General features: G+C 44.9%; 17 protein-coding genes and 1 tRNA gene. 11 read left to right on the top strand and 7 right to left on the bottom strand.

All coding sequences use genetic code 11. The features are described from left to right. Nucleotides 1-39 precede the first annotated feature (39 nt). Nucleotides 40-732 (bottom strand): GDSL-type esterase/lipase family protein, encoded by a 693-nt coding sequence (locus AAFP11_RS05620; RefSeq protein ID WP_341736134.1) that lies wholly within the window; start codon nt 730-732, stop codon nt 40-42. A 293-nt stretch (nt 733-1025) separates the two neighbouring features. Between AAFP11_RS05620 and AAFP11_RS05615 the strand changes: the two genes are divergently transcribed. The 5 genes from AAFP11_RS05615 to AAFP11_RS05595 all read left to right on the top strand — a co-directional run bounded on the left by AAFP11_RS05615 (nt 1026) and on the right by AAFP11_RS05595 (nt 9387). Next, nucleotides 1026-1256, top strand: a complete 231-nt coding sequence (locus AAFP11_RS05615; protein WP_340521819.1) for a DNA-directed RNA polymerase subunit omega — start codon at nt 1026-1028, stop codon at nt 1254-1256. 260 nt (nt 1257-1516) lie between these two features. Next, nucleotides 1517-2167: a hypothetical protein gene (locus AAFP11_RS05610; protein WP_341736133.1), complete on the top strand. Its 651-nt coding sequence runs from the start codon at nt 1517-1519 to the stop codon at nt 2165-2167. A 108-nt stretch (nt 2168-2275) separates the two neighbouring features. After that, complete coding sequence (locus AAFP11_RS05605) at nt 2276-2644, top strand: DUF1818 family protein (RefSeq protein ID WP_341736132.1); 369 nt, start codon at nt 2276-2278, stop codon at nt 2642-2644. Between the two features lie 47 nt (nt 2645-2691). Next, a tRNA-Pro gene (locus AAFP11_RS05600) sits at nt 2692-2765 on the top strand. Between the two features lie 136 nt (nt 2766-2901). Continuing rightward, nucleotides 2902-9387, top strand: coding sequence for an AAA family ATPase (locus AAFP11_RS05595; protein WP_341736131.1), 6486 nt, complete (start codon nt 2902-2904; stop codon nt 9385-9387). A 397-nt stretch (nt 9388-9784) separates the two neighbouring features. Here the strand turns inward: AAFP11_RS05595 and AAFP11_RS05590 are convergent, their stop codons facing one another. Beyond that, nucleotides 9785-10978 carry a response regulator gene (locus tag AAFP11_RS05590; protein WP_341736130.1) on the bottom strand — a complete coding sequence of 398 codons (1194 nt, stop codon included), beginning with the start codon at nt 10976-10978 and terminating at the stop codon, nt 9785-9787. A gap of 386 nt (nt 10979-11364) precedes the next feature. Here AAFP11_RS05590 and AAFP11_RS05585 point away from each other — a divergent pair, with 386 nt between their 5' ends. The 5 genes from AAFP11_RS05585 (at nt 11365) to AAFP11_RS05565 (ending at nt 18072) form a co-directional block, all read left to right on the top strand. Then, nucleotides 11365-12258, top strand: coding sequence for a sigma-70 family RNA polymerase sigma factor (locus AAFP11_RS05585; protein WP_341736129.1), 894 nt, complete (start codon nt 11365-11367; stop codon nt 12256-12258). After that, nucleotides 12198-13934, top strand: coding sequence for a tetratricopeptide repeat protein (locus tag AAFP11_RS05580; RefSeq protein WP_341736128.1), 1737 nt, complete (start codon nt 12198-12200; stop codon nt 13932-13934). Before AAFP11_RS05585 ends, AAFP11_RS05580 begins: the two co-directional genes overlap by 61 nt. A 419-nt stretch (nt 13935-14353) precedes the next feature. Continuing rightward, nucleotides 14354-14965 (top strand): M35 family metallo-endopeptidase, encoded by a 612-nt coding sequence (locus tag AAFP11_RS05575; protein ID WP_341736127.1) that lies wholly within the window; start codon nt 14354-14356, stop codon nt 14963-14965. Between the two features lie 532 nt (nt 14966-15497). Continuing rightward, nucleotides 15498-17165, top strand: a complete 1668-nt coding sequence (locus tag AAFP11_RS05570) for an ABC transporter ATP-binding protein (RefSeq protein ID WP_341736126.1) — start codon at nt 15498-15500, stop codon at nt 17163-17165. 43 nt (nt 17166-17208) lie between these two features. Next, nucleotides 17209-18072, top strand: coding sequence for a class I SAM-dependent methyltransferase (locus AAFP11_RS05565; protein ID WP_341736125.1), 864 nt, complete (start codon nt 17209-17211; stop codon nt 18070-18072). 384 nt (nt 18073-18456) lie between these two features. Here AAFP11_RS05565 and petD read toward each other — a convergent pair whose 3' ends face one another. The 3 genes from petD to AAFP11_RS05550 all read right to left on the bottom strand — a co-directional run bounded on the left by petD (nt 18457) and on the right by AAFP11_RS05550 (nt 20046). Next, nucleotides 18457-18939, bottom strand: a complete 483-nt coding sequence (petD, locus tag AAFP11_RS05560) for a cytochrome b6-f complex subunit IV (RefSeq protein WP_341736124.1) — start codon at nt 18937-18939, stop codon at nt 18457-18459. A 120-nt stretch (nt 18940-19059) separates the two neighbouring features. Continuing rightward, a complete protein-coding gene (locus AAFP11_RS05555; RefSeq protein ID WP_340521812.1) occupies nt 19060-19728 on the bottom strand; it encodes a cytochrome b6 in 669 nt (222 codons plus the stop codon). Between the two features lie 39 nt (nt 19729-19767). Further along, nucleotides 19768-20046: a hypothetical protein gene (locus AAFP11_RS05550; RefSeq protein ID WP_341736123.1), complete on the bottom strand. Its 279-nt coding sequence runs from the start codon at nt 20044-20046 to the stop codon at nt 19768-19770. Nucleotides 20047-20116: 70 nt separating this feature from the next. Here AAFP11_RS05550 and AAFP11_RS05545 point away from each other — a divergent pair, with 70 nt between their 5' ends. Continuing rightward, nucleotides 20117-20296, top strand: coding sequence for a hypothetical protein (locus AAFP11_RS05545; protein WP_341736122.1), 180 nt, complete (start codon nt 20117-20119; stop codon nt 20294-20296). On the opposite strand, the gene AAFP11_RS05540 is transcribed toward AAFP11_RS05545, so the two are convergent. Further along, nucleotides 20258-21316, bottom strand: coding sequence for a calcium-binding protein (locus tag AAFP11_RS05540; RefSeq protein WP_341736121.1), 1059 nt, complete (start codon nt 21314-21316; stop codon nt 20258-20260). The genes AAFP11_RS05545 and AAFP11_RS05540 overlap by 39 nt on opposite strands. Nucleotides 21317-21489: 173 nt before the next feature. After that, on the bottom strand, nt 21490-25282 hold a 3793-nt coding region (locus tag AAFP11_RS05535; protein WP_341736120.1), incomplete at its 5' end, for a S8 family serine peptidase.

Here is a 25282-nt window from a genome sequence, read left to right as displayed (position 1 = left end):
TTTTTAATCTCAAATCTAATATCTAATATCTAATGCGGACTAAAGACCGATCGCTGTTAAGGGTTCCCAACTTGTGACATCTTCAAACAAAGATTGATACCCCGCCACATTGGGATGAAGCCCATCTGCAATTAAGCGCGATCGCCACCAATCAGTACCCCGATCGCACCATTTGTCAAAAATATCTAAATAGGGGATTCCCCGCTCCAAACAAGCCACTCTGGTTGCTTCTTTATATCGATACTGGTCAGCATGACTATAGTACAAACAATCCTGAAAAGGCATTTTACTTTCATCCACCGGCACCATCCCGACAAAAATCACTGGACAAAGTTGTTGTGACAAATTTAACAAGTTATCCAAAACTGTTTTAAAATGTTCAAAATCAGTATAGTTACGCCCGATCGCAGATTGTACTCTCGCCGAATCATTCAGCCCTACCGAAATAATCATCGCATCCGGGACACGATTTCTGAGCTCACCACGGTGACGAAACTCATTCTCTAGCCGCTGAGAGACTTGATAAGCGCGATCGCCCCTAACCCCCAAATTATACAGAACGTGTCCAGGACTCTCCGACAACATCCATTGGCGCCGCAGTCGTTCCACCCAGCCCCCGCCCACACTATCGCCAAAACCATAGATTAAACTGTCCCCAAACGCCACTAATTTTAGGGGATGAGAAGTTATCGGACGCAAGTGACTAAATGAATGGGCTGTGGCTACCTGCATAACAAAAAGGTACTCAATGAATAATTAACATATTGACACTATATTTCAATGCGACTCGATCGCCTTCAACCCGATCGCACTTAGACCAATTTAATGTGAAGTTACACATATTCCGATCCCCCTAAATCCCCCTTAAGAAGGGGGACTTTGATTGGACTCTTGTCCCCCCCTTCTGAAGGGGGGTTAGGGGGGATCGAATTCTATGCAGCTTCATAAAAAATTGGTATTAGACCGTGGATTTACCCGAATTTGTTGGTAAACTAGAATCTAACATCAGATAAGTAGGTAGTCTCATGGCTAAGCGTCCACCCTTTGATTCAACTCAGCTAACCCGTAGGGCAGAAGAGTTGATCAGTGCTGCATCCAACCGCTATCGGATTACGGTACAGGTAGCGAACCGCGCCAAACGTCGTCGCTATGAAGATTTTGACAACAATGACGACCATCAAATGAAACCAGTGATGCGGGCTATATTTGAAATGTCTGACGAATTGACACAGCCGGAAATTATCGGAGACATCTAGCTATTTGGAGAGTTTTGAGGTGCGAGCAATTATTTTGACTCACACCAATTTTTTATGAGGCTGCATAGAATCCGATCCCCCCTAGCCCCCCTTAATAAGGGGGGGACAAGATTCTGATCAAAGTCCCCCTTCCCCCCTTGGGGGGGGCTAGGGGGGGGTGGGGATTTAGGGGGATCGAAATATGTGCAACTTCACATTAAATTGGTATTACACTCAAAACTTGCTGAAATTATTTTATATTTGAACAAATCATCAAAACCGTGAAGAAATTAAAGCTGGCCTTGAGTTTTTTGTTAATTACTTTGAGTGTGGCGATTTTCACGCTTTTGAGTTGGATATTGGAATCGGGCGAACTAAGTCTATCGGCGATGGAACCTTCGGTATTGCGGGCTAATCAATCTGTGTCTGAAGTACGGGTTGCTCAAGAACCGCAGGCGCAACAAGTGAGAGTCCAAGATGCTTGGAAATTTGTCTATCAAAAATTGCCTGATTTCCCCCTCGCCAATAATTACATTTCTAAGGAAACTGGAAAAGTAGACCCCAATAATACTTTAGTCGCACGCTTGATTCGATATCATGTGTTTGTCAAAGGACGGCCACCCAATTATCGCTTTGATTGGAAATTGAGTTTAGCTGATTATTTGGGGGTAACTCCCGATTATTTGGTCGAAAGTGTGTATCCCGGAAACGATGTTTTGCGATCGAATCCCTTGGAGGGCGATCGGGCTGCGATTCAAAGTTTAAATAGAAGTCAGCGCGATGCTTTGGTTCAAGCTTTAGTTGATGTTTTTACAGGGGATTTGGGCTCATCAGACCCCAAAACACCGGCGGGAGGAAAACCAGAAGGGCGATCGAACTCGCCGACAATACCTCAGCCCCAGCCAGGAGACGCTAAGTTGCTAGCACCTTAAAATTTTGTTTCAATGATTAGGTAGAATCATAATTATGCCCCTCTCTTCTCTTCCTCTGTGTTCTCTGCGTTCTCTGCGGTTAAATCATCCGATATCAAAAATTTCTCCATGGTCGATCGCGTAATTAAGACAGGTGACGGATGGCGTTTGGGATGGAACCCCAACAGCACCGAGTTTCAGGGTTTAGTGGGTGGCGATGGTTGGGCGATCGAGCTCACCGAGGCTGAGTTGAACGATTTTTGCAGCCTACTAGCCCAATTAACCGCCACCATGACTCAAATGGCCAGTGAGTTGATGGAAGAGGAAAAAATCGCGATCGAAGCCGAAAGCGATTTAGTGTGGGTGCAAGTAGAAGGCTATCCCCAAGCTTACAGCGTGCAGTTCATCCTCAGTGCTGGTAGGAGGTGTGAGGGTTTTTGGCCCCCGGCTGCGATACCTGGTTTGACCCAAGCTGCAAAAATTTTAAAAGTTTTTTGATTTTTTTTGACTTTTTTCTGAATTTGATGATATGCTGTTAAAGCTGTCGGGACGTAGCGCAGCTTGGTAGCGCACTACTTTGGGGTAGTAGGGGTCGCAGGTTCAAATCCTGTCGTTCCGATTCATAAAACCCGCTCAATGAGCGGGTTTTACAGTATTTATACGCAACGTGCGAGAGTTGCAATTCTCAAAGTCCTAGACGCACTATCAACCTAAAATAACCTAGTTATACTTTTGAGGCAGAAGTAATTCCCAAGATGATTTCACTGCCAGATATCACAATTATCGACCAAATTTACCAAAGTGCTAATTCACTCGTATACCGAGGCGTCCTGAATCAAAATCAGCAACCAGTGATTTTGAAACTCCTCAAACAGGATTACCCCACACCAGCCGAACTCTACCGCTATCAACAAGAATACGAAATCACTTGCAGTCTTAATCTAGAGGGAACAATTAAAGCCTACGAGTTAAGAAAATACCAGAATACCCAACTGATTTTGTTGGAGGATTTTGGCGGAGAGTCGTTAAAAAAAATTTTGGAACGCCGTAGGTTCTCAATATCAGAAATTCTCCACATCGCCATCCAAATTACCAAGAATTTAGGTGAAATTCATAAACATAATATAATTCACAAAGACATCAATTTATCTAATATTGTCTTGAATGCTGAAACCGGACAATTAAAAATCATTGACTTTGGCTTATCTACCATCCTATCCCAAGAATATCTCAGCCTCAAAAGTCCCAATCTTCTAGAAGGAACCTTAGCTTATATTTCCCCCGAACAAACAGGACGGATGAATCGATTACTCGACTACCGCACCGATTTCTATTCTCTCGGCGTTACTTTCTACGAACTGCTCACCAATCAATTGCCTTTTGAATCAGCAGATGCCCTTGAGTTAGTCCATTGCCATATTGCCAAACAACCAATTTTGCCTCATGAAATCAATCCAGAAATACCCTTAAATTTCTCAGAGATTGTCATCAAGTTAATGGCAAAAATGGCAGAAGATAGATATCAGAGTGCTTGGGGAATAAAGGCAGATTTAGAAACTTGTCTGGATCAATATAGCACTGGTGAAGTCAAAGCTTTTCCCTTGGGAAACCGAGATATTTATCCTCAACTACAACTACCTCAAAAACTGTACGGGAGAGAAGCACAGATAGATTCCTTATTGGCTGCATTCCGGCGCCTAGCTGCTAGAGAAGAGCAAGAAGTAGAGTCAAATAACCCAACCACAACTCAAAAACAAAATTATCCTCAACAAGGACAAACTCAATTCATACTCATTTCTGGAGCTTCTGGCATCGGAAAATCAGCTTTAGTCCAGGAATTGTATAAGCTCATCACTCAAAAACGTGGCTACTTTATTGCAGGTAAATTTGACCAGTTGCAACGCGATATTCCCTATCAAGCTTTAGTCGGTGCCTTCCAAGAATTGGTGCGACAACTACTCACCGAAACTCCAGCGCAATTACAACAGTGTCAAGAAAAGATTCAACGCGCATTAGGAATTAACGGACAAATTATTATTGATGTTATTCCCGAAGTAGAACTGATTATTGGCAAACAGAATCCAGTCCCCGAATTACCGCCAACAGAAGCACAAAATCGGTTTAATTTAGCTTTTCAAAACTTGATTCATGTCTTTTGCGAAAAAGAACATCCCCTTGTCCTATTTCTAGACGACCTTCAGTGGACAGACAGCGCTACGCTGCAATTGCTCCAGTTGATAATGACCAATTTTACTACTCAATATCTGTTTGTAATCGGAGCTTATCGAGATAACGAAGTCAGTGCAACTCATCCTACTATGCTGACTTTATCTGAGATGAAAAAACAGGGAGTAGTAATTAATCATCTCTCCCTTTCACCCTTAAATTTAAACCAGGTTAATGAATTCATTGCGGATACGCTGAAAACTGAGTGCGTCTCTACGCAAAGATTAGCCGAGTTGGTTTGGCAAAAAACACAAGGAAATCCGTTTTTTATCAAAGAGTTTCTGAAGTCACTTTATACAGAGCAATTGCTGAAATTTGATCCGAATGCTGGGGCTTGGTATTGGGATTTCGAGCAAATTATAACGAGGAATATTACTGATAACGTTGTTGAGTTCATGGCAGATAAAATTCAAATTTTATCAGAACCCACACAAAAAGTTTTACGGTTAGCCGCTTGTATTGGCAACAAATTTGATTTGACAACGCTTTCAACCATCAATGAAACTTCTCAAAAAGAAACGGCCAATGAATTATGGGATGCCATTCAAGCGGGATTGATATTACCCGTTGGGGATGAGTACAAATTCCTAAAAACAAACCGAGAGGCGAATGACTTAAACATTACTTATAAATTTGCTCACGATCGCATCCAGCAAGCAGCCTATTCTCTAATTCCCCCAGACTCCAAGCAAGCGGTTCACTGGAAAATCGGGCAACTGTTGTTACAAAATACACCACCACAGAACCTCCAACAAAAGATTTTTGATATTGTCAATCAACTCAACTTCGGTATTGAAGCAATTGACGTTCAGTTACAAAGAGATAAACTTGCTCAATTAAATCTGATTGCTGGCAAAAAAGCGAAGGCATCAGCAGCTTGGAAACCCGCCTGGAATTACTTAAGAATTGGTATAAATTGCTTGAGTGCAGATAGTTGGCTTCGTCAGTATGACCTCACTCTGGCACTTTATGTGGAAACAGTAGAAGCTGCTATCTTGAGTGGTCACGTTGAGGAAATGGAAAAATTGGCTAACCTTGTGCTTCAACAAGCTACTTCGTTGCTGGACAAAGTGAAAGTCTATGAAGTCAAGATTCAAGCCTATACAGCACAAAACAAACCTCTGGAAGCAATAGATACGGCACTTTCAGTATTAAAGCTGTTGGGGATTCGCTTTCCCCAAAAACCAACACAATTCAATATTTTCCTTGAACTGGTGAAGACTAAGTTAAGTTTAGTAGGGAAGCGAATCGAGGACTTAATCGACCTACCAGTGATGACTAATCCTGATAAACTGGCAGCAATGCGTATCCTCTCAACAGTCGTTTCTGCCGCCCATTTTGCAACACCTGAACTCCTGCCGATGATGGTGTTTAAACAGGTAAATTTATCCATCAAATACGGGAATACTTCTGTGTCTTCTTGTGCCTATGCTACTTACGGACTCATTCTGGCTGGAGAAACCGTAGGAGACATTGAGACTGGTTATCAATTTGGGCAACTTGCTCTCTTGTTACTCGATAAGTTTAATACTAAAGAACTCAAATCCCGAACAATATTTATTGTTAATTACTTTGTCAAACATTGGAAAGAACATCTTAGGGAAACTTTAAACCCTTTGCAGAATGCTTACTCGATAGCCCTAGAAACTGGAGACTTAGAATATGCAGCTTATTCAGTTTGCGTATACTGCTACCATTCCTATGTATTGGGGAAGGAATTGGCAACAGTCGAGGCCGAGATGGCAATGTACAGTAATACCCTCAGCCAACTGAAGCAAGAAACATCATATTACTACAACCAACTCAATCGACAGGTTTTATTGAACTTGATGGGACAGGCTGAAGATAAGTGTCTTTTAATTGGTAAAAGCTATGACGAAAGGAAAATGTTACCCTTGCATCTGTCAGCGAAGGCTCAAAATATTTGTCGATCCCTCTATTTTTTTAAGTTCTTTCTCTGCTATATTTTTCAAGACTATCAGCAAGCTATAGAAAATGCTAAATCCGCCGAAAAATATAGCGATAGCGCTGTAGGTACTATTCCTCTGTACCATTTCTATAATTCTTTAGTTTATCTTGCCATCTATTCTGACGCACCCAAGTCCGAGCAAAAACTGATCCTCCAGAAGGTGAAAGCCAACCAGAAAAAGATCAAGAAATGGGCGGAGTTTGCTCCGATGACTCATCTCCATAAATTCTATCTAGTGGAGGCAGAACGATATCGAGTTTTGGGTGAAACCACTCTCGCTATAGACTATTACGATCGCGCCATTGCCTTAGCCAAAGAACATGACTACATCAACGAAGAGGCTTTGGCTAATGAATTGGCTGCCAAGTTTTACTTCGCTTGGGGAAAAGAGCAAGTTGCCCAAGCCTATATGACAAATGCTTACTACTGCTATTTACGTTGGGGTGCTACAGCTAAAATGACAGATTTGAAACGGCAGTATCCAGAACTTTTAAAGCGTTTTACTACAGCCAATATGTCCATAAATTCGCGCAACAGCCTACCTAATACTTCGTCGGGTAGTATTTCAGGTGAAGTCCTGGATTTGGCAGCATTGATGAAAGCATCTGGGGCGATCGCCAGTGAAATTGAGCTGGATAAACTCCTCACGACTTTGATGAAAATCCTGCTGGAAAGCTGCGGCGCACAAACTGGCTATCTAATTTTAGAGTCTCAAGGACAACTAAGAGTCGAAGCGTCAGGCGAGGCTAACTCAAATCAGGTGATGGTTTTGCAATCGACTCCTATAGAAACCTGTCTGCCTTTGTCGATTATTCACTATGTTGAAAGGACTCAGGAAGGACTGATTGAAAGCGATGTTGCCCGTGAAGGCAGATTTACCCAAGATGCTTATATCAAAACATACCAACCTAAGTCGATTCTTTGCGCCCCTCTGCTGAATCAAGGGCAATTAATTGGGATTGTTTACTTGGAAAATAATTTAGCAGATGGCGTTTTTACACCCGATCGCCTGGAACTAATTAAACTATTATCAACACAAGCGGCGATCGCCCTTACCAACGCTAGACTCTACACCCAAGTACAATCCACGCAAAATCGCCTGAATAAATTCCTCAATGCTATTCCCCTGGGCATCTCCGTTCACGACGCCAAAGGACAAATCATCTACACCAATCAAGTTGCACAGCAGTTACTGAATATTCAAGATTTACCCAAAGCCGAAACTCAGCAACTATCACAAACCTATGGCGTTTATCGCGCCGGCACTGGGGAGATATATCCAGTCGAACAGCTACCCCTAGTGCGATCGCTTGGCGGTGAAACCGCGCAGGCGGATGATTTGGAACTGCACCACAGCGACGGGAGCATTTTTGTAGAATCAACGAGTACGCCGATTTTCGATGATACGGGTAATGTAGAATATGCGATCGCAGCTTTTCAAGATATTAGCGATCGCAAACAGGCCGAGATGACGCTGATTGAAAATGTCCGCTTAGAACAGGAAATTAGCGATCGCAAAAAAACAGAAACAGAACTCGAACAAGCAAAAGAAACAGCCGTTGCCGCCAACCTCGCCAAAAGCACTTTCCTTGCCAACATGAGCCACGAATTGCGAACTCCCCTGAACGCCATTCTCGGCTTTTCTCAACTGATGAATCAGGATACAAATCTGTTAAGTGAACAAACAGAAAACCTCAACATTATTCATCGCAGTGGAGAGCATTTATTATCTCTAATTAATCAGGTGCTTGACCTTTCCAAAGTAGAAGCTGGACGCATGACGCTATCAGAAAATAATTTCCACATCCATCACTTCCTAGCTGATATCGAGGATATGTTTGCGTTGAAAGCAAACGATCGAAGCTTACAATTGCGATTTGAATGTGCTGCCGATGTTCCTAAATATATCTGCGCTGATGAAGTCAAATTGCGGCAAGTGCTGATTAACTTGATAAGTAATGCCGTTAAATTTACCTCTTCGGGAAGCGTGTCTGTTGAAGTAAAAAGTAAACAAGCAAACGCCAAAAGTCAACCCAAAACACAAATAACCAACAACCAACAACAAACAACCATTACCTTTCAAGTCAAAGATACGGGACTTGGTATGGCTGCCGACGAACTGGAGAAACTATTCCAACCCTTCGTGCAAACAGCATCCGGTCAAAAAGTGCAGCAAGGAACCGGATTAGGACTGACGATTAGCCGTCAATTTGTCCGCTTGATGGGAGGTGAAATAACAGTCATTAGTCACGGTAAAGTTTTCACCCCTGGAATGCCTCTCAAGGAATTTTTAGAAGACACAACTGGCACAACATTTAGATTTGACATTCCTGTGGGTATCGCTGATGCCAGCGCAAGTCAAAACCAACCCTACAATCGTCGCGTCGTGGCCCTAGCGCCTAACCAACCCCAATATCGCATCCTAGTAGTGGACGATAAAGATGACAATCGGCAACTGTTAATTAAACTCCTCAAACCTCTTGGTTTTGAAGTGGAAGAAGCGAGTAACGGTATTGAAGCGCTTGAAATTTGGGATTCCTACTCACCGCATCTCATCTGGATGGACATGAGAATGCCCGTTATGGATGGTTATGAAGCCACAAAACGCATTAAAGGCACTATTAAAGGTCAAGCTACTGCTGTTATTGCCCTGACAGCTAGCGTGTGGGAAGAAGAAAAGGCAGTTATTTTATCGGCTGGCTGCGATGATTTTGTGCGAAAACCGTTCCACAAAGAAGCCATTTTTGACATCATGGCTAAACATTTGGGTGTCAGTTATATTTATCAGGAACAACAGCCACCGTCTCCCCCTTCTCCTATGACGGGAGAACCGTTAAATTTCACTGATTTATTAGCAGCGATGTCAAAAAAATGGATTGTAAAATTGCATGAAGCAGCTCTTGACGCGGACTCGGAATTAGTGTCTCAACTCCTTAAGGAAATTCCTGAATCTCACGCTTTCGAGCTTCAAACTCTCAGAAATTGGGTGAATAAGTTTCAATTTGAGAAGATTCTGGATTTAACTGAACCCTTGGTTGGTGAATGATGAGACAGCAGATTGCAGGTTTATGAAGTACACGCCCGCGATCGATCCCCCCTAGCCCCCCTTAAGAAGGGGGGGACAAGAGTATTCAAAGTTAACCCCTACTCCCCTTTTTAAGGGGGATTTAGGGGGATCGAGACTTAGCTAAAAGCGATAAATCTCAGGCATTTCAAAGTCCCCCTTAAGGGGGATTTAGGGGGATCGAGACTCAGCTAAAAGCGATAAATCTCAGGCATTTCAAAGTCCCCCTTCTTAAGGGGGATTTAGGGGGATCGAGACTCAGCTAAAAGCGATAAATCTCAGGCATTTCAAAGTCCCCCTTCTTAAGGGGGATTTAGGGGGATCGAGACTCAGCTAAAAGCGAGGTTTCTTGGGTCAGATTGCGTAAGCACTGTTTATCCTATTTGATGCTAGTATGCGGTTGGTTCAGTTCCATCATTGACCTTAATGGCGACTGTTTTAAGTCTGTAAGATCGCGGATAGTAATTGAGCAACCGTCTCCCAATTTAACAGCAGTGAAATAATAGCATTTGCCCAGGTAATCACTTTCTAGATGAACCTCTCCTTCAAGCGATTCTCCAGTCTCAACAACTTCTACTAATAAATCAAACAATCCGGGATTCAATTGATTAAGCAGTTTTTTCATGAGGGGTGCGCCTGCGAGTTCGGTTCGTTTTTTCCCTAAGATTCTGGCAAAGACAGGGTTAACTACCAAGCAGCGAAAATCTTCAATTTCTCCAGCGATATCCCCCCTCACCGCCTGCACCGCGGCTATTCCATCCAGAGATGAGTTTAGCAAATTTGCCAGCATGGTGCGAGATTGGTAGACAATTTCAGCGGTTTGCTGGTGTCGCTCGATTGCTTCTTTAAGCTGGCGTTTTTGACGCCCGATAGTGAGGTGAGTTTCGAGGCGAACTAGCACTTCTTCCGGCTCAAAAGGTTTAGAAATGTAGTCAACTCCCCCTACTTTAAAAGCTTTGACTTTATCAAAAACTTGGTCAAGTGCACTTAAGAAAATAATCGGAATTTCTGAGGTTTTTTCATCGGATTTGAGGGCTTCGCAGACTTGATAGCCGTCCATGTCTGGCATTTTAATATCCAGCAACATAGCATCGGGGGGATGATTGCGAACTGTCCTCAATGCCATCGCACCATTGGTGACGCAGCGAACTTTATACCCATGCTTAGTCAGAATTTCTGTGAGGAAATGCAGATTTTCTGGGAGGTCATCCACAATTAAAATGTTGCCTTTGGGAGTTTCTAATTCATCGATGTCTCTTCCTCCTCCCGCAGTCATCGTCATAGGTTCGACTTTGGCATGGGCGATCGCACTTGTGGTGCTTTGCTTCTCTACCAGAGAGCGGAAGTTATTCTTAGTAACTTTTTCTCCCATTACGTCTGAAAGGCGCTGCCACAGGAGGGCCGCTAAATCTTTGATATGTCCTACGCTGAGGTACAAGCTGTCAGCAATGACACTATAAGTTGCGTTTTCCCAAGCAGCTTTTAAGATTTCTTTTTCAAGCAAACTTAACGTTTTACTGGTCTTGAACTCTAAGGCTGCTTCGATAAATTCTAGGGCTTCTTGAAAAGTCATGTACAAATCCATCTCATCGGGTAAGGTTTTTCCAGTTTTGCACCCTAGTTTTGAGTTATGCACCGTAGTTTTGATTGTAGGCGATTCAGCACCATACTTTGAAGCCGATCCCTGGCGTTAAGTAAGTCGGTGGGGAAAGCTCTAAGAACTATTATCCGACTTTTCCGACTTTACGATCCGACTTTTCCGACTGACAGGGACAGGGTAGGGGAGCCATGATAAAGACATGGAAAAGATACAGCCTCAAAAAAAGAGCAACTGAATCCAATCTTTATCCGCATAAATACTGAGACCACAGTGAGCTAGATGTTTGCGGGATTGGGGTGCAACGAAAAAAGGAACAGAGGAATGTTCCTTCACATTTATCTTTCACCATTTTTTAAATCATGTCAAGTTCTCAATCCGTTATTGCACAAGACATTTGGGGTGGCTGTGAAGATATAGAGAAAGCATTTTGGCAGCTATGGGAACAGAACCGAGATTATCTTTACCGTTGCTGTGTCAAGTGGATGGGGAATACTACTGATGCCGAAGAAGTGCTCAGTCGCGCCATGCTCAAAGCTTGGGATAAATTACCAGACTATGCCGCACAAATCACCAACCTCCGAGCTTGGCTGATTCGCTTAACCCATAATCTATGTATAGATATACACCGAGAACGTCGCCGGAAAGCAATGCAGATCGAGGATATTGAAGAAATAGCTGCTACAGGAAATTCAGCATTTATTTCTGGTTTGGACTCTCCTGAAGAGGCACTTCTGCATCATGAGTTAGGGAAATACATTCGCCGCGCTATTGATACTCTGCCTTCTCGACTGCGCAATCCGTTTATCCTGCGTTACTGCCACCAGATTGCCTATCAAGATATTGCCCAACAACTTGCTCTCTCGCTCAATAACGTTTACAAGCGCATCCAACAGGCACGAGAAATTCTGCAAAAGCGTTTGAGCGGGTATTTGTCAGGGTTGGATGATGCTCTGTTAGATTCCTCCGAGTCTTCTCAAAAGGGGGACGTTGCCTCGATCGCAAATGATTTTACTGTAGGGGTAGTGCCCCCGTGCCTACCCCGTCAAGATTGTGGGCCGATCGCGGTTGGGGCGATCGCGGTTGGGGCGATCGCGGGTGGGGCGATCGCGGGGGGATTGCCCCTACAATCCGACTCGATCGCCCCCATCCCTCAGAACATTGGCGAGACAATTAATTATCAGGTAACAGCAATATGTCTAGAAACACTACACTCCGGGTGGTATCCCTCACTCAGTCCTCTGGGGTGGAACTGAACGCTTACTTGGTTGCAGACTCCAAGCCAACCCGACAAGAGCAGAAGCTGAAAACATTAAGTGAGTACGTGCAGCAGTATCCATCTGGATGGAAGAAACGGTTGGAATTGGCGAATCTGCTGTATGAAATCGGTCATATCGAGCAGGCGGTTGAGGAATATCGCCAAGTGATCGAGCGACAGCAACCACCATCGATCGCCGTCCACTTGCAATTGGCAAAACTCTTGCAGCTTATGGGACGAGAGGTTGAGGCAGTAGCGGTTTATGAAAGTGCCTTGGCCAATGCACGCAATGAGGCGACTCAACAGCATATCAGCGGCTCGATCGCACTCTGTAGAGGTGATACTCAGGCAGCGATACTGGCTTTTGAGTCGGCGGCAACCCTTGAACCTCACAATGCCGCTCACTGGCTGGCGTTGGGGCAGGTGCAGGTGGGGAGAGGCGATGCGGTTGCAGCTTTGCGAGCCTTTGATGCCGTTTTGTCGCTGCACCCGGAGGATATTGTCGCGTCGATCGGCTGCTATGACGCTCTGGTGGCGGGGGGGAATGTGCGGGAAGCGCAGCGACGGTTGAGCAAAGCGCTAGAGGTGGCTCCGAGTGATTTCGGGGTACTCAAACGACTGGCGGATACTCGTTGCCGGATGAGATTGGTATCGGGTGAGGAGGGGAAGCAGACTAAAAAGACGATCGCTTCTGTGCTGCAACTGGCTCCTGATGCGGCGGATGCCCGCGAGTTGCTGGCATATTATCACCTTTTCCGGGGGGAGTCGGCTAACGGGGTTGGGGTGTTGGAACGGTTTACTGAGGAACACCCGAATCATCCTAGGGGTTGGTATTCCTACGGGCGTTACTTGTTCCACACGGGGGAATATCAGAAAGCGGCTGAGGCGATGCTGAAGGCTTATCGTCTGTATCCGCAGGATTGTGAAATTTATCGGGCGTTGTGTGAAATTTTGTCTGTTATCTCTCCCCCAGCCTCTCTAGATCCCCCCCAGCCCCCCTTAAAAAGGGGGGAGCTAGAGCAGGCGAAGTCTTCTAATTGCAAGGGGGAAACTCCTCTGGAAGTCCCCCTTTTTAAGGGGGATTTAGGGGGATCGAACCCTCAAGTAACCCTTACATCAATAGTAGAAGAGATGCTCGATCGTTTTCCCGATCGCTGGAGTGTTTGGACGACGGCGGGGCGGGTGTTGGTGGAAAGTTTTCAGGAAATCGATCGGGGGTGCAGTCTCTCTGCGAAGGGGACGCAACTTGAGCCGCAGTTACCTGATGCTTGGTTTGGTTATGGGCGGGTGTTGGCGCTGGCTCTTAAACACCGGGAGGCGGTGGAGGCTTTGGCGCAAGGATGGCAGTTGTTACCAGAAGATGGGGGTTATCTGCAATCTGTATCTGCTGCGGTGTGGCTGGGGGAAAGTTATGGAGTGTTGGGGGATGAGGTGGCGAGTCGGAAATGGTTGGAAAAGGCTTGTCAGTTCCGGGAATTGATGGAGTTTGACCCAGCTATGGCTGGTTACTGGCAAGGGAGAGCGTTGTTGGGGTTGGGGGATGTGACGGAGGCTGTGGAGGCTTATCGAAGTGCGCTGAGTCGGCGGTTGCTCTACCCTTTTCGCGGGGAGGTTGAGGAGGCTGTGAAACGGCTGAAAGGTAAGAGGCGAAAGGGCGATCGGGCTAAAGCCTAGATCCTTGACTTCTTAGGGAAGTCGGGGATCTGAACCTCTCAGAGTGCATTGAGTTAGGAAAAAACAGCCTCTAACTCGAAAAATTCAGAAATTGACCTCTGGATTCGTCTTATTATAGAGACAAAAATAAAAGTTTGTCTCAACAATAAACAACTCTCAACGGAGCTTAATCATGTTTAAAGTAAGAAGAATCTGGTAGAACCAATATTTTTTCAGCAAAACTACATTTGTAAGCTGATTAAATGTGATTTATAGATGTAGGGTGGGCACTGCTCACCCTACATCTCAAAGGCGAGAATTTCCGCCTCTTAAGAAAGATTTTTCCCATCTGATGACACCAAGGCAAGTTGTAAAGCCTCGCGAACTCGGAATGACTATTCACCGCTTGTATTCCTATTTTGTATAAAGGAGATGTTTAGATGCAGCCTGAATTAATTGATTTCAACTCTAAGGATGTGGATAAATACATTGCCGCATTCAACCAAGCCAAAAACATTGTCTCTAAAGCCTACTCTAGTGCCAACTCTTTACAGACAATGAATAAAGCAAGCGACGCATATAAAGATGTATTAACTGCGTTTAAGCGATTTTGGGGAGATAATAAGCCAGAAATCGTAGCCAAGAAACTTAAATCTTTGAAAGAAGCATTAATCTCTAAGCCAATACAAATCAAATACGATCCAAAAGACACTTCGTCGAAAGCTTATGTATTCTGTAAAGACTGTGCCACAAGTAAAAGCGTAAACTACAACCCTGTCATGCACTTCTGTCAACCGCTCATCGCAGATTACAGTGTACTCGGCACCAACTCTGCTGCTGGAACAATAATCCATGAGTTGTCTCATCTAGTACTTGGGACGGACGACAAGATATACGGAATGAACAGTTGCTCCATCAATCTCTCTGATGTAGACAAACTCGTTAACGCGGATAACTATAAGTACTACTGCGAGTTGTTTCAGCTTGCCCGTTTGTCTCTGATGCCTGAACTAAGTGATTCCTACGATCTCTCACACAAGCCTCCGCGTTGATCAGGAGTGAAGCTAACAAATTCAACAGAATGCTTAATACAGATATTTTCACCTTGTAGCAAACAACCGTGCAACTCGGTGTCAAGCCTTGTCTTATTAATAAAGACAAGGCTTACTTATTTAGACTCATTTAAAAGCACATATTTCTCTAGTTATCAAACTAATATCTAAGATTCACTCAACTGAATTAATTTAAATTTTAAAATAAAATAATTTTAAGTTAAAGTTAATGTAAACCTTACTTGTTTACTTGACAACTCAATTCTATATAGGTTAATCTACAAAAAGATTGAGAAAAAACACCATCAAAAACAATAAATATACTCATCAAACAGGAGGGTAATTATGTTTTACAGACCCTGGCTATAAAATCAACAACTAAATCATCATAATTACATTGTTAAGCTGATGAAATGTGATTAAAAATTGATTTCAACTGGGTACCGATCACCCTGCTTAGTAAGAAGCTATCCAGATTATAACGGTAAAAGTAAAAGTATAAATCGTGCCTGTAGACAAACTCCCATAACTCATGGAACTTATTTGGTTCTTTAAAACCCTCAACAAATACATTGCCTCCTACAAATGGCAATTCATTTTACTCTTTCTCTGCCTAATATTCGACGCAGCATTCGATTCAGTCTTCCGAGCCAGCTTAAAATTTATCATCGATGCCGCCATCGTTCCCCAAAACTATAGTCTTCTGGTTCTAATCCTGTCATTGCTAGTTGTTGGAGCAATTCTATATGCCTGCATCGGTTTGCTAGGAATTTTCCTAGGAGCGCGTTTGGGCATTTTGATAACTAACAATATCCGACACTCTCTATTCCAGCATCTCCAAAGCCTTTCAATGGAGTTTTTTGGGCGACGTTCAGCCGGGGATATTGTCAATTGTCTAATCGCCGATGTCCAAAAGGTGGAAAATGGTGTAATTACAATGGGGCTGACAGTCGTTGTTTTAGAACTGTCTAACTTCCTATTTTCTCTGGTTTTCCTCTTCTTCCTCAACTGGCAATTAGCCCTGCTCAGTTTAATTGGTTTAACTATCTGTACCCTTGCTCCAGCAAAAATTGCCAGCCTTGCCACCGAAGTCGGCTATAAGTTGCTGCAAAAAGAAGGACAGATTGCCAGCGTTGTCGAAGAGAATATCCTCTCGCAAACCGTTGTCAAGATATTCGGGCTGGAAAACCAAATGACTAAGGATTTTTCCACCGATTTGAATGACTTAAAACAGGTTTATGTCCGGGCAACCTTTCTCTCCTACTTAGTGCAGAAAGTCCCCATGATTGGTTTTGTCATGACGCAGCTTATCGTTTTAAGTATTGGTGCAGTGATGACCTACAGGAATATAATTTCTGTAGGAACTCTTACCTCCTTTCAAGTTTTACTGGTAGGTTTGAATCTCAATATACTTGGTTTAACTTCGTCAATACCTGCATTTATTGATGGAGTAGCAGGGCTGCAACGCATCAGCGATATCTTATCAGAAACTCCGGCGATTCAGGATGCACCGGATGCGATTGATTTACCTCACTTTTCCAGTGATATTTACTTTGACGATGTTAGCTTTAGCTACTCCCAAGATAGAGGAGGAGTTAAAAATCTATCCCTAAAGATTCGCCAAGGAGACTTCGCGGTATTTGTGGGTCAAAGTGGAGCAGGCAAAAGTACAATTGTCAACTTGCTGACGCGATTTTATGACCCAGATAAAGGACGCATTCTGTTTGATGGAGTTGATTTGCGTCATGCAACAGTACGCTCCCTCCGTTCTCAAATTGGACTGGTTTCTCAGGATGTAATTCTCTTTAATTGCTCCGTGCGAGAAAACATCCGCATGGGCTATCTAGAAGCCACTGACAAACAAGTCGAAGCCGCAGCCAAAGCCACAGAAATTCACCAATTTATTTTGACCTTACCTCAAGGTTATGACACTACCGTTGGTGACAGGGGCGGACAGCTATCAGGGGGACAACGCCAAAGAATCGCCCTCGCCAGGGCGTTGGTGAGAAATCCAGCAATTCTGATTCTCGATGAAGCCACATCCGCACTTGATCCCGCCACGGAAGCCAAAATCCTCACCACCATCGAGCGTATTACCAAAGAACGCACCGTTATTTTCATCACCCACCGCATGGCTAATGCGTTGCGTGCGGATGTGACTTACGTGATGGAAAACGGCGGCTTGGTGGTGAGTGATTGATACGCAGATTTGACCTGTACTGAATATTTTGGAGTTAAAAATTATGACCGGCACAAATGATTACAAATGGCTCATTCCCTCTTCTCATGGCCTTGGCTCGAAATCTATTGAAGAAGAGAAAGCTCTCTGGGATAAAAACCACGAAGATTATACCAACACCGCTTTCAGCATCACCCAAGACCCCAAAATCTGCAAAAACTTAATCCGTCCAGAGCGTTCTCCCGGCTATGATATTCCCAACTCGCCTGACATCAAAGTCCTAATTCCCGGTTGTGGCTCGGAAATTTATCTTCAGAAAACCTTACTAGAATTTTGCCCCCAAATTGGACAAATCTACTGTACCGATTTTTCCAAAACAGCGATTGAAAAAGCACGAGCAGATTGGGAAAAAGCAGATGGAGATTCCCGACTCAACAATCAGCAAATCGTGTTTGAGGAAGTAGACTCCACGCGAATCACCGAACAAAAACCGGAGTGGAACGATAAATTTGATTACGTCCTCCTCGCAAATTCCGTGGTTTCCAGTGAAGATAAAACCAACCGCCACATGATTCGGGAATTTGGAAAAGTTCTCAAGCCAGGTGGCAAGATATACGGATATTTCCCAACCACCTTATGCTTCTTAGAAATTGCCTATTTTAGTCGCAAACACGCTCACTGTGTTACAGAGGGATTTATCGATGTCTACGGCAATAAAGTTTGGGATGCTGAGTGGCAAACTGCCCAAATTTATTACACTCCGTTGCGGTTAAATCGCATCTTTAAAGAAGCGGGATTAAAACAACTCAGTTTGGAGATGGAGTTTTTGGACTATGAGCCTTTTGTTTCCATGTTTAAAGAGATGATCGACCATGACGACCCGGATATTTTTGTCTGGCATCTTCTAGTCCGTTATGAAAAATCCTAAACGCACTTCGACCAAAGAAACCGGGTTTTTTACCAAATCTCGGGGCTACAACGAACTATTTTCGTAAAAAACCCGGTTTGTTATCCCCCATCCGTAAGTCAAGAAAAAGAAAGGGTGCGATCGCCTGGAAGAGAGACTGACTTACTTTGCTGACAAGTGGCTCAAGTCATCTCGACTATATAAACCACTCGATCGATTTCCGACTCTAATGATGTGGTATCAGGATTAGAGTCATTTTTTTTGGTATCGATAATGCGATCGACTATAAATGCAAAATTTTATTTTTAATTAATCCCAAATAAAATGACGCCCGCAAAAGTTTCCCTTAAGTACAAAAGCACTTCTAGAAAACCTGCGGGCGTCAAAATCAACCAAGCTTAAATCTTAGAACAGACCAAGAGTGAAAGATTTGTCGATCGGGAAAACAGCGCCAATACCCAACCACAGAGTGATTGCTGTTCCCAATAGGAAAACAGTAGTAGCCACAGGGCGACGGAACGGATTTTGAAACTTGTTAACGCCCTCGATGAACGGAATCAAAATCAAACCCAGGGGAACGCCAGCCATGCAAGCAATACCCAACAATTTGTTAGGTAAAACGCGCAGGAGTTGGAACACTGGCCACAAATACCATTCCGGCAGAATTTCTAGCGGAGTAGCAAAAGGATTAGCAGGTTCCCCAACTAAAGCCGGGTCAAGCACAGCCAAACCGACGCACAGAGAAATTGTTCCCATGATTACTACAGGGAAAACATAGAGCAAGTCATTGGGCCAGGCTGGTTCGCCGTAATAGTTGTGGCCCATGCCCTTGGCGAGTTTAGCGCGGAGCGCTGGATCGCTCAAATCCGGTTTTTTGAGAATAGACATAACGACAGTGTTCTCCTTTTGGTTGTTGGCTGTAAATAAATATGATGAGCGATGAATTCTGAATTTTCAACTCAAAACTTAGCGGGGGGCAAAAAAAATATTGCCCCTACAACTCAAAACTTACAACGGGCCTGAGATTCCTTGTTTGCGAATCATCAAGAAGTGAGCCAGCATGAATACTGCAATCAGCCAAGGCAACACAAATGTGTGCAAGCTGTAATAGCGGCTTAATGTGCCTTGACCGACGCTGACGCCGCCACGGAGTAACTCAACCATTAAAGAACCGACAAAGGGGATGGCTTCGGGAACGCCGGAAACGATTTTGACGGCCCAGTAACCAATTTGATCCCAAGGTAGCGAATAGCCGGTCACGCCGAAGGAGACGGTGATGACTGCCAAAATTACTCCTGTAACCCAGGTGAGTTCGCGGGGTTTTTTGAAGCCGCCGGTCAGGTAAACGCGGAAGGTGTGGAGAATCATCATCAGCACCATCATGCTGGCGGACCAGCGATGGATGGAACGAATCAGCCAACCAAAGCTGACTTCATTCATGATGTATTGGACGGATGAAAAAGCTTCTGCTACCGTGGGACGGTAATAGAACGTCATGGCGAAGCCGGTGGCAAACTGGATGATGAAACAAACCAGAGTGATTCCGCCCAAGCAGTAGAAGATATTGACGTGGGGGGGTACGTACTTGGTTGTGATGTCGTCGGCGAGCGCTTGAATTTCCAGGCGTTCGTCAAACCACTGGTAGGTTTTTGATTCGGTGATTTGTTTAGAAAACATGGAGCCAGAATTCCTAAAAGAATATTGCTGTGGTTGAGATTAAGGGCAGCAGCCACAAGGATTTTTGTCGCCCCGCGATCGCCAGTAAGCTTTTACTAGCAACTGACTTTGGCTATTTTTAAATTGGGAGCTGACTGAGGCACTCGATGGTGCGGTCGCTGTTAGCGCTGGGAAACGGAGCCCTAGCTTGCTCCCCTTTGCTGGCGTTGCCCGATCGAATTCCTGACTATGATAAAAAATGTAACATAATAGCCGTGCAGATTTCACGGAGCGATCGCTTTTTCCGTACTTAAAAGACTGGTTCAGCAATCTCAACATTCGCCCAAGCTGTTATGTGGCGAGAACTGAGTTCCAGAAAGCAGTCCGATCCGCCCTGGGGTGTGCGGGGGTGGCGAAATTTCATATCGATCGTAAAACTTCACTTTTTGGGTCGATCGATCTAGAAACAGGGCGATCGGGAGGAGAGCGTGCGATCGTCCGTTTCAACGGCTGCGGTGTCCGATATTATTGCGGTCGATCGAATACGATATCACAATTGGAAAGCAGGCAAACTTTCCCTAAAAACTGATAACTCTGGCAACAAAGGATCGGGAAATGGCGTTATGGGAAAGGGAATTTCTGGAAGAGATGGGATGAATGGAATGTCTCGCGATGGTGGTGTAAACCCTGTCGAAATGAGTTCACAATCTGATAGATTCACATCAGTAATATTTTGAACGTCGGCGATTAAATCTAACCCGACAAGTATCCGAGTTCCCCGTCTCGTACCGTCATCATAGGATTCAAATCGATAAGAGAAGAAGCGAGAAATGTCACCATCTCGAACAAAGCCAACGACTTGAATTTTGTCCCCTTCCCTGCGGTCAAAATCCCGAATAATGGCATGAGCGCCGTCACCGCTATAGAAAAGGTAAGGGCGGGATAACGAACCGAGAACAAATAAGTCGGCTCCACTTTGTCCGATTAAATAATCAATTTGTGCTGTGGTTGATGAAAAGCCGTAACCCAATAATGTGTCATTACCTGGACCGCCAATTATGGTATCGTTACCTTGATTTCCCTGAAGCAAATCGTTGCCTGCATTGCCATTGAGGTAATCATTATCTAAGTCACCCTGCAAGGTGTCGTTACCATTGTCTCCAAACAGGCGATCGTTACCTTTGCCACCAATTTGGAAATCGTTATCGTTGCCACCCAATAAGCGATCGTCCCCATCTTCTCCGAGCAGTATATCATTGCCTGGACCGCCCTCAAGAGAGTCGTTGCCAAACCCTCCCAAGATACTGTCATTATTGTCTTCTCCTCTGAGTAAATCGTCATCTGATCCACCGTTAAGAGTGTCGTTACCGGCACCTCCTTCAAGTTTGTCATTGCCTTCGCCACCCCTCAGATTGTCGTTACCAAAGCTACCAAGAAGGCGATCGCTACCGACTCCACCTGCGAGATTATCATTTCCCGTTCCGCCATCTAAAGTATCGTTGCCGGCGAAACCAGATAAAATATCATCCCCTCCAAGTCCGCACAGGGAATCATCGTCAATGCCACCTACTAGGAAATTATCGAAATTGTCACCGCAGATAACTACCATACAATTGTCCTCCTGAAAGCTATTTCATGATTTTTAATTTCAAGGCAAGAAGGAAGTTCAGTAACGGATTGTAATTAATATAACGAAGGTCATTCGATTTTAGAGGTTGCCGCGAGCTTTTTCAGAGAAACTTACCCTACTTGAATGGGAGTTCGATCGCAACTAGATCAATTTTAACTGAAATCGGCGATGGTAATTTGGTTGGCTGATACTCCATTGAGAGTAGCTAAAATTTGGTTAGTTGCCGTCAGTCGAATTAAGGTTGAATTGTTGCTAGGGATAATAGACAGTTGCGAAAAACTTAAATTTTCAGCAAGTGCGATGAAGTCGATGCCGTCGGCAAAATCGACAATCATATCGCTGCCAGAATTGGCGGAAATTAAGAAGCGATCTCCCCCATTTCCCCCAATTAAACTGTCATCTCCATTTTCACCGTTCAGGAAATCGTCGCCGTTACCGCCTAACAAAATATCGCCAGCTTTGCCGCCGTAAAGACTGTCATTGCCTTCACCTCCAGTCAGGCTATCTTGACCGCGATTGCCAAACAGAATATCTTCGCCATTATTGCCGAACAAACTATCGATTCCTTTACCTCCATAAAGCGTGTCATCGCCGTCACCTCCGTCGAGGAAATCATTGCCTTGATTTCCGTGTATCCAGTCATTACCGCCTAAACCGGTGAGAGTATCGCTGCCGCGTTTGCCGCTGATGGTATCACTGCCGCTGTCGCCAGAAAGGCTGTCATCGCCGTCAGTACCGATGAGATTCGAGTTAGCTGCGATCGCATCTATTTCTCCTGCAATCACGGGAACGGCAGGCACTTCTGGTAAAGTAGTTTGTTGGATTTTGGTATCTAACGCAATACCAGTATTTTCGGCAACAACTTGGGCGATCGATTTTGTACCGGCACCGACGGCTTTTAAATCGGCAGAAGTGTTGCCGAGGGCTACTTTTTGCACGCGGGCAATTTCTCGGTTAATTGAAACTGTTGCGGTGTTGGATACAACTTGGTCAATGCGCTGATTTGCTGCGGCTATTACCTTAGCTGCATCGGGGGCAATTTGCGATAATTGCTGGGCGTTAAAAGTCGAGTCAAACTGTTGTGCAATAGTTATAGATTGCCGGACGATCGACTGTAATTGAGAGGCATCGTTAAGATTGAGAATTGTACCCGATTGAATTTGAGAAGAAATCGCACTTACAACTGCTTTCACCGTATCGGTATTGTCCAGAATCGACCCACCGTCTAGGAAAGCAGCAGTTTGGGTAATGAAGTTTTGTACTTTGACCATTGCAGTCAAAGTTTCTAACCCGCCCGCGATCGCATTTTCGGTAGCTGCGATCGGATCTAAGCTAGTAATGTCAACATTCGCGGGAATGGAAAGCGCAGATTTGACGAGAGATTCGGCGCGATCGCTGTCAATTCCTTTGTCAATTAAATCCGCTACTAAACTCGTTAACAGCGTGACAACCGTAGCGTATGGCGGCGCAGTAACGGGCGTTTCTAAAGGCAAATTCGTAGCAGTATCAATGCCGCCGAAAGCAACAATATTGCCTTCTTCTGGATCGAGCTCGCCATTTTGATTTTTATCGAAAACATTGGAATCGAGATCGAGGTCGTATTCGCCGTTATCGCCAGTAGTAGCAGAAGGTTCACTAGCATCAAGAACTCCATTTTTGTTAGCGTCAAAAAACACCGTAGCGCCAGCAATATAACCGTCAATTACAAAACCGCCAAGGGCATAACTCTTGAACCGAATAATTTCGCTGACCCTCGCGCCAGATTCATCAGTTCCCGTCACTTTCAGCCAATAGTTGAACGAGTCGGGACGCCTCGATCCTAAATTAATCGTGCGAGTTGCAGAATTAAAAGTCAGCCAGGAAGGTAAAAGAATTTCTGGAAAACTTGAACCCGCGATCGGCTTGCGATAGGAACCGCCATTAAGATCGGTTTCCCAGGTAAATGCAGAGGAACTTAAATCGCTAAAATTTGCCAGGGCGATCGCATAATTAATGCTGTCACCCGGATCGGGATCGGTGTCAGTATTGGCAGCTAAAGTAAAGGTATTTCCCGCCTGAGAAAAACCCAGCGCCGCGCTTTGGGAAAACACCGAACGATTCACAACTGGCGGACGGTTGAAAGCCTTGCGAAGATTTAAACGTCCTCCCGTAGCAGTCCTTCCTGCAAGTGAAGGAAGCCGGTCAACATTTGACAGAAGAGAATTTTTCAGTTGAGTGACAGTCAGAGTCGGATCGTGAGCTAATAGCAGTGCCGCCGCACCTGCTACATGGGGTGCAGCCATTGAAGTTCCGTCATAGACAGCGTAGTTATTACCGGGAACCGTGCTCAAAATGCTGCTTCCGGGTGCACCTAAATCTACGGTAGTAGCCCCAAAATTAGAGGAGATCCATAAACCATCATTACGGTTAGTTGCTGCAACAGAGATGACATTGGGCAAATCGAAGCTGGCGGGGTAAAAGGGATTGGTGTCATTATCATTAGCACTGTTACCTGCTGCTGCGACGAAAAGAACTCCTGCATCATTGGCATCTGCGATCGCATCATACCGAACATCCCTACGCGGGTCGAAATCAGAAGGACGAGAACCGCCGGCACTGTAGTTGATTGCGTCCGCGCCCTTATCAGTAGCGTAGCGGATGGCTCTGGCAGTATTGGCTACCGAACCCGTGCCTACCGCATCGGTAAATTTCAAAGGCATGAGCCGGACACTTTGATTTACGCCTGTAACGCCAAGAGCGTTATTACCAACGGCTCCCACTGTGCCGGCAACGTGACTGCCGTGACCGTTGTCATCCATCGGATCGCTGTCGTTGTTAGCAAAGTCGTAGCCGCGAACATCATCTGTGTAGCCGTTGCCATCATCATCAATACCATTGCCGGCAATTTCCCCGGAGTTAGTCCACATATTGGCAGCCAAATCTTCATGATTGTAGTCCACGCCACTGTCCACAACGGCGACGATGACTCTGCTGCTACCTGTTGCGGTGTCCCAAGCTTCCGGCGCATCAATATCGGCATCTGAGGTTCCGCCACTGACTCCTGTATTATTCAAACCCCAAAGTTCGCTGAACAGGGCATCATTGGGCACTGCGTTGATAGATTCCAGATAATTCAGTTGCACGGCTTCTATTCTGGGCTCTGAAGCTAAGTTTTTCTGAACTTGCAACAAGTCTGCATCAGTTGCAAACTTGACGACTCGCCACCGATCTAATCGGCGAGGTTTTGAGCTTAACTGTTCGGTTGGGGGTACTAGATTTTCAATTTCGATCGCTCCATTAACCTGAAAAGCACTCTGGATTGCTTCGTTCCCTGCACCTAGTTTCAATTTGACCAACAGTTCGCCCGGTTTATATGCTATGCCAGTTGCGCGATCGATCGGAAATTCTGAATTGTTGCTGCGATTATTCGTGCTGGTAACGATCGCATCTGCTGCATTTAAACCGGAATAATTGCGATCGTTGCTGACAGCAGGTTTGGTAACAATGCTGTAAGTTTTATCACCGTCAACAACCTTGTCATCAACACCAGTTACCGTCACCGTTTGCGTTTGATTCCAATTAGCAAAGTTGAAGTTCAGCGAGGGTGGAGAAATTCTGCCTTCTGCTGGATTGGAACTTTCTAAATCAATTCTGACATCAGCAGTTGGCGGAGTATTTAGTTTCACTGTAAATGTTGCTTTACCTCCCGCTTCTGTGGTGACTAATCCTGATGTCGGATCGACAGTAATGCCAGCAGGTATCGTCGGAGGCATGATTACCGGTAGCACCGACGGTGTTGGTGTTGGTGTTGGTGTTGGTGTTGGTGTTGGTGTTGGCGTCGGTGGAGTTGGTGGAGTTGGTGGAGTTGGTGGAGTTGGTGGAGTTGGTGGAGTTGGAGTTGCCGGAGTTGCCGGAGTTGGTGTTGGTGGAGTTGGTGGAGTTGGTGGAGTTGGTGGAGTTGGTGGA

Origin of the sequence: Microcoleus sp. CAWBG640, from assembly GCF_020883015.1 — a bacterium.
Classification (GTDB): domain Bacteria; phylum Cyanobacteriota; class Cyanobacteriia; order Cyanobacteriales; family Microcoleaceae; genus Microcoleus; species Microcoleus anatoxicus.
The sequence above is the reverse complement of the archived record's forward strand: the minus strand, read 5'-3'. Positions and strand labels throughout refer to the sequence as shown.